7 protein-coding genes are annotated in these 6257 nt (G+C 58.5%); 4 read left to right on the top strand and 3 right to left on the bottom strand.

All coding sequences use genetic code 11. The features are described from left to right. Positions 1-205: 205 nt before the first annotated feature. Complete coding sequence (locus tag ACR3FF_RS25255) at positions 206-640, bottom strand: helix-turn-helix domain-containing protein (RefSeq protein WP_458190869.1); 435 nt, start codon at positions 638-640, stop codon at positions 206-208. 128 nt (positions 641-768) lie between these two features. Between ACR3FF_RS25255 and ACR3FF_RS25250 the strand changes: the two genes are divergently transcribed. Then, on the top strand, positions 769-1374 hold the full coding sequence (locus ACR3FF_RS25250; RefSeq protein WP_458190868.1) for a DUF8170 family protein: 606 nt from the start codon (positions 769-771) through the stop codon (positions 1372-1374). Positions 1375-1732: 358 nt separating this feature from the next. On the opposite strand, the gene ACR3FF_RS25245 is transcribed toward ACR3FF_RS25250, so the two are convergent. Continuing rightward, entirely contained in the window at positions 1733-2965 is a 1233-nt protein-coding gene (locus tag ACR3FF_RS25245; protein WP_458190867.1) for an aryl-sulfate sulfotransferase, read from the bottom strand. Between the two features lie 307 nt (positions 2966-3272). Between ACR3FF_RS25245 and ACR3FF_RS25240 the strand changes: the two genes are divergently transcribed. The 3 genes from ACR3FF_RS25240 (at position 3273) to ACR3FF_RS25230 (ending at position 5848) form a co-directional block, all read left to right on the top strand. Beyond that, positions 3273-4085, top strand: coding sequence for a helix-turn-helix transcriptional regulator (locus ACR3FF_RS25240; protein ID WP_458190866.1), 813 nt, complete (start codon positions 3273-3275; stop codon positions 4083-4085). A 159-nt stretch (positions 4086-4244) separates the two neighbouring features. Next, the gene (locus ACR3FF_RS25235; RefSeq protein ID WP_458190865.1) at positions 4245-5384 is read left to right on the top strand and encodes a flavin-containing monooxygenase; all 1140 of its coding nucleotides are present in this window, start codon (positions 4245-4247) and stop codon (positions 5382-5384) included. 233 nt (positions 5385-5617) lie between these two features. Next, complete coding sequence (locus ACR3FF_RS25230; RefSeq protein ID WP_458190864.1) at positions 5618-5848, top strand: hypothetical protein; 231 nt, start codon at positions 5618-5620, stop codon at positions 5846-5848. A 109-nt stretch (positions 5849-5957) separates the two neighbouring features. On the opposite strand, the gene ACR3FF_RS25225 is transcribed toward ACR3FF_RS25230, so the two are convergent. After that, complete coding sequence (locus ACR3FF_RS25225) at positions 5958-6140, bottom strand: hypothetical protein (protein WP_458190863.1); 183 nt, start codon at positions 6138-6140, stop codon at positions 5958-5960. Positions 6141-6257: the final 117 nt, after the last annotated feature.

The raw sequence follows: 6257 nt of genomic DNA, 5'->3' as shown, positions 1-6257 counted from the left end.
GTCTCCACGACATTGAAGAAGGACTCTACCGAAGGATCATCTTGCAGGGTCGCTGAACTCATTCCACATCAGCGTTCACCCTGCTCTTTGGTGTGCTAATCGTTCTATGACACCCTCAGTGTAGTAGCTGGTACAGAGTTCGTTCTACAGTTGACATCCTCCCGCGCCTGAAGACGCGTGAATCCCACGGCTATAGCCGGAGAAATCAAGCTTCAGCTGGCCGCGGCATCTCCTCGAGTTCTTTGATTTCACCGGACTTCTGGACGCGGTCGTACTGTCGCTGCCACGCTCCTTCGGGGAACAGGTCGTTCTTGTCGAACAGAGCACGCGCATTCTTCGTAAGTCGGTAGAACTTGTAGGGGTACCCACGGATGCGGTCACCTGGCTCGACGACAAGTTCCGTGACGACACCGACCGATTGCAGTGTTTTGAGGTGTCGGCGGATGGCGTCGGCTTCGAGGCTTGGGTTCATATAGTCGAGTTCCTTCACGCTCGGCGCACCCTTCGGATGGCCGACGATGTCGGCGATGAGATTCGCACGCGTCTTATCGGTCGCTTTCTGGAGCGCCATCCACGCATCGAATTCCTCGGGGTCTGCCTGCCCCTTGCTAGGATTCGACTGCGACGTGTCCGGGTACATATGCAAGAATACGCGTTTGCCCATCATTAAACATACGGTCATTATCTTCAACTGGTATCCTAACTAGTACATTAACTAATTGGCAGACCAGTACCTCTTTCAGTCGTTCATCTGTTGTCCGAGATAGGATGACGAATAGTGAAGACACGACCAACGGCCAGACCGAATATCGCGACGATGTCGATCCCGACGAACTCATCGACGACGCCACACTTCAGCCGACACCAAAGCAACACGAGCAACTGAAAAACGGCCTGCACGGCGACCGGTTGAAGGAACTCAAGCGTGCGGACCGACGATACCTGGTGATTGGCCGTGGGGGCGACGATGGGCCAGGCAAACGCCGAAAACGGGTCTGTAACCTCCTGTCAGACCGACTGGACGCGACAGCCTTCCGATTAGAAGACTTCGGGTTCAGCGGCGACGAACTCGACCTCTGGGCGCCCGCATTCGACATCCTCTCTGAGATGGCATCGTACATCGTTGGCATCCTCGAGGACTACGACGGCGGGCATGTCTGGGAACTCGGCTTTCTCTATCACTACCAGACTCGCGTCCGCAATATCCTCTGGCTCCTGAAACGCATCTACGCCACCGACGAAGAGATGCGCAACCACTATGACAACGGCATCGCAGCATCCCATCTCGCCGTACTCGAAGAAGCCGCTGCCGATCGCGTTATCCCATGGGAAGACCCCACCGACCTCCCGAATGCGGTTGACCAACTCCCGTGACGTCTTCCTTGAAACAGGGAATACAGACGCTTAAACGTACTGGGAACGGATATCCTGCCCGTCCATCGACGGCAGTGTATCGGCCCGGTCTATCGTTCGACCGGCGTCTGAAGACGCGCGTATGTACTACAAACTACTATCAACAGGGCGGCGAGGGCCGATTACACGTCATGGTGATGGCGGCAGACGTGGGTATGTCGATTGTGAACCCTCGCCACATGATAATTGTTCACACGCCATTTAGGTTTTATGGTCATAAATATAAAATAAACTCCCATACAGACAGCGATTGGGTGATTTAGGATGAACCACGATCGGAACAGACCGTAGCGAAGTAGTCAACAGAGCCCATAATGTCTCAGTTCGATGTTCTTGATGTCCACCACGCTGTTATCAGCAACACCCCAGCCACAACCCACAAGCTAACGGCGACAAGCACCGCGAACACATGTAACTCGGAGACCCAAAATGGAAGCGGAACGACGTGCTGGGCGCCCGTAAGCAGTACGGAAAGAACTGGGATATCCGAGCTTTGGTCACCGAACTTCTTATTCTCACCCGCTAATCGGTAGGGTTGTCCGAGCGATTCATCGTATGGCACTCGGTCGGCCTCATACGGCAAATTCGGAACCCGATAGCTGTTGACGATGCTTCCATTTTGCCGTATCTCGACCACGCGGTTGTTTCGACTATCCGTGATCAGCGTGTGATCGTTTGGCAGACGGTCGGCGTCGCGGGGCCAATCGAGAGGGATTCCACCAATTTCGTATACGACCCACGCTTCCTCCCATCGTCCTGTCGACTCGTTTTTGTGCAGTTCGACAACGCGATTGTTCTCTGAGTCCGCCACGAGGACGGCCCCCTCCCCGAGCCAGTGTGGGTTATGTTGCTTGTTCAGTAGCGTTGGATCACGATCTTCGTTTATTACTTCAACGACCCCTTTTCCGCGCTCGACGATGATGAGTTGGTTCGTGTTCCGGACTGAGACGAGATATCGCCCCGGTGCGATCCGATCGACGTCGTTGATATGGAGCCAGTCGGTTTTTGTGGGATCGGGCGGGGCGTCATAATACTGACTCGCGTTCCAGACCCACGTCTGCTGTCCGGTTGAGAGGTTGTACGTATAGATACTCTCGTACTCCATGTCCGCGACGAGCAACTCCCCGTTCGGCAGCATCTCCGCGTCGTGAACTTCGCTGTCTTTCCGCGTTCGAACCGGGTAGCTCCATTCACTGGTGACCGTCGGCTTTGATTGCAGGTCGATGAACCGAACGCCCGTTCGTTTACAGGGCGGGGTGTACGGGCCGCACCGCCGATATTTGTCGGCATAGGTCGCTAATACTGTTCCGTTGTCGAGATACGAAACGCCCTGATAACTGATCGCGTCCCCGATGGTCCACCGCACACTTCCATTGTTATTGAGTGCGGTTACATTTCCACCCCAGCCTGGGCCCTGGACTCCAACGAGGACAGTGGTATTGGTTTGGGATGTTATCTTCGTCGTGTTCGGTGCAAGCGCCCAATTGGCACCGAACGTCACTCCGACAAGTAGTATTCCCGCTATGATGAGAAAAAATGCCAGCTTTGGCATCTCAGTACGTGGTTGCATATCCGGTGAATCTTCTAGCTCGTTATCGATTCTCCTTTTGCGGGACGATGTAAACCTATTTGAAACTTCCGGCCCATTACTAATAAGAAACGAACTTCGTTTTTCAAGACAGGAATCCGTATCACACGCACAAGTGTCGTCACACAGACTAAAATGGAGATACACCTGCCCGCGAGTAGCGATAGCGTGATAATCGACGAGGAGCTTGTCGCTCAACGCGAATCCGACGAGGACGAATGGCCCGAACAGGAGGTAGAAACGCTAAGTTCCTCGCCCTCCTACATCACACATGACTACGGGAATCGACACCATCCAATTCCTGGCCACGTCGGCCCACCGCGTCGGCGTCCTCGAAACGTTGTGCGACGGACCGGCCGACCGTCGAGAGCTGTGTGAGGCCACTGGCGCCTCCTCGCCAACCGTCGGACGGGTGCTCACCGACTTCCAAGAGCGTAGGTGGCTCGTCAGGGAGGGCCCCACGTACGGACTGACCCCCCTCGGCGAGTACGTCGCCGACTGGTTCCTGGCTCTCCGGGACGCGATGGAGATCGAGGAGAAACTTCGCGACGTCTGGGAGTGGCTGCCGGTCGAGATGCCGGGCTTCTCCGTCGACCTCTTCGCCGACGCGGTAGTCTCCTACCCCGGGCCAGGGTACCCCTACGAGCCCGTCGAGCGTCTCAGCCAGCTCATCGCGTCTACCTCGTCGTTGCGCGGGTTCGACAATATCGTTTACAAGTCAAGCAACCTCGAGACGGCCTGCGGCGCGGTCCTCGAGGGAATGACATTCGAGTACGTGTTCACGCCCGAGGCCCTGGAGGGGATGGTCGCCTGGAATCCGGATCAGATCATGGAGGTCGCCGCCTGCGAGAACGCGACCGTCCTCGTCCACGACCACCTCCCCGATGGCGACCGCTGTGGCCTCGGCATCGTGGACGACCGGGCCGGCATCTGCTGCCATGACGCCGAGACTGGGGCACTCGTAGCGGTCATCGACACCGACGCCCCGGAGGCCCGCGACTGGGCCATCTCGGTCTTCGAGCAGGTTCGCGCGGAGGCGACCCCAGTAGACCCCGTCACCTTCGAGTCCCACGTGCCGTCGTAACGCCACTGGTGACGACCGCCGCCATCGGACTGGCAAACCGGTCCGCCGAGAGCCTCTCACGTAGCGAGCACCCGGCCTAGCCGAGATTTCAGGGGATGAAATACTGCACGCGGCATCATCACTTCCCTCCGGCGCGTATACGTACCAAGGAGCGAAAACATGGTCGAACGATACGACACCGTCATTATCGGTGGCGGTCAGGCCGGACTGGCAACTGGGTACTATCTGCAGCAGCACGACCAGGACTTCATCATCCTTGATGCGAGCGACCGCGTCGGCGACGCATGGCGGGGCCGCTGGGACTCCCTTCGGGTGTTCACGCCCGCCCGCTACTCGAGCCTTCCGGGGATGGACTTTCCGGGCTCACCGTACACCTTCCCCACAAAGGACGAGGTGGCCGACTACCTGGAGACTTACGCCAAGCGGTTCGACCTGCCCGTCGAACTCGGCGTCCGCGTGGACGGGCTGGAACGGAGCGACGATGGCTTCCTCGTCACTGCGGGCGACCGGCGGATTGAGGCGGACAACGTCGTGGTAGCGATGGCGAGCTATCAGGTCCCGAAGGTCCCGAACCTCGCGACGGAGCTCTCCGACGACGTCGTCCAACTGCACACGAGCGACTACCGCAACCCCAATCAGCTCCAGGATGGGGACGTGCTCGTCGTCGGCGCGGGCAACTCCGGTGCCGAGATCGCCCTCGATGTCGCCTCCGAGCACGAAACGTGGCTGTCAGGCCGGGACGTCGGCCACGTGCCGTTCCACATCGACTCGTGGGTCGGCCGTCATCTCGGAGTCCCGTTCGTGATGCGCGTGCTCTTCCACCGAATCCTCACGACGGGGACGCCGATCGGGCGCCGTATCCGCCCGAAGGTGCTCTCACAGGGCGGCCCGCTGGTGCGCACGAAGCCGAGTGACCTGGCCGCGGCTGGCGTCGAGCGGGTGCCTCGCACGACCGGCGTCCGCGACGGTCACCCCGTCGTCGGGGATGATGACGTTCTCGACGTCGAGAACGTCATCTGGTGCACTGGCTTCCGCCCTGACTTTTCGTGGATTGGCCTCCCAATCTTCGACGGGAAGGAACAGCCCAAGGAGCCCGTCCACGTGCGCGGCGTCGTCCCAGACGAGCCGGGACTGTACTTCGTCGGCCTATTCTTCATGTACGCGATGACGTCGGGGCTGTTTACCGGCGTCGGCAGGGATGCAGAGTACGTCGTCGACCACCTGACGTCGACGGCACGGCAGCAGCCGCCTCGTCCGATCGATACCGGATCGGTGGATAGACCCCTACAGCAGTCGTAGCCGAATCCGGTGTCGGTCCCGAGTCGGAAAAGGACCAGTCTTGCAAACGTCGTCATCTCACACGGTCTAACTCATCGGCCCTGTTGAAACCCTCACTCGGTGATAGGTTTCAGTACCCGTGCTGCATACACAGCGCGTATCTTTCATCCCACTGGCTGGTTCGTTCGTGGTGCGGAAGTCTTGACTAATATGTAATTTACATTAGATATAGTTGATAAAGAGACAGAGAGAGCATGAACCGTCATTCATTCCTCGGGTTCTTCGGTGTGATGGGACTGTCGAGTCTTGCGGGGTGTCTCGATGCAATTCCATTGCTCGGGTCGAAGACGAAACTGGCCCGGCTATCGGTGCGCAATTGGGACAAAGACGAGGCGCACACCATCGACGTGCGGGTCGAACGTGACTGGACGGTCGTCCACGAATCGAGTTCTTCACGCCCCACAAACGCATCGCGACTTGGGTAGGCGTCAACCATCGCGATGAGGGCTGATGCGACGCGGTAGGCGGGCATCGTGTCGTCGTAGAGTAGCACGATGCCTGCGTGGGCAGCAGTTGGTAGGTCGCCGAAGTCCCTCACGTCGCTTGTGACGACCACGAGCTTGTGACGACCACGAGCTTGTGACGACCACGAGGCCACGAGCTTGTGACGACCACGAGGTTGTGTTCCCGCGCGTACGGCAGCACATCGTCTTCATCATCCGCACCTTGCCAGAGTGCGTCGCGGACATGTTCCGCGCGCACCTCCTCTTTCTGCAAGTGACATCCTCCCCGTCGTAAACGACGGGGCTTCCCACAACAGTGGGATTCCGGCAATGCCGTAGGTTTCAGTCCGAATACGCCGAAAGCGTCATCTGTGCGGGTTTCGCACTCGTC

It is taken from the genome of Haladaptatus ordinarius (assembly GCF_054177595.1).
This window is presented reverse-complemented; position numbering and strand designations above follow the sequence as displayed.